Raw genomic sequence first — 234 nt, 5'->3', positions numbered from 1 at the left:
CTTCAGCACTGACCGCATCAAAGCTGGTAACTTTATTATTACGAATAAAATCAATACTACCACCACCCGCATGACTGACCAGCTGAATACTACCATCGCTTGAGCGATATGTAGGATTATTACCTTGGCCTTCTGGCGCGCTTAGCGTTATTTTTGGTTTACTAGGCAAGGTCACAATGGCATTTAAAACGCCTGCTGCCGACGTTTCAAAGACAACAGATAAATTTTCACCTG

The 234-nt window shown here is 43.2% G+C and carries 1 protein-coding gene; it reads right to left on the bottom strand.

The window, feature by feature from the left end; all coding sequences use genetic code 11:
- Positions 1-234: hypothetical protein (locus AAEZ10_RS27775; RefSeq protein WP_350571896.1), on the bottom strand; the 234-nt coding region annotated here is incomplete at both ends.

This window comes from Pseudomonas sp. H26/SER47-MNA-CIBAN-0231 (assembly GCF_040310465.1).
In the GTDB taxonomy this organism is placed as follows: Bacteria; Pseudomonadota; Gammaproteobacteria; order Pseudomonadales; family Pseudomonadaceae; genus Aquipseudomonas; species Aquipseudomonas atacamensis.
The sequence above is the reverse complement of the archived record's forward strand: the minus strand, read 5'-3'. Positions and strand labels throughout refer to the sequence as shown.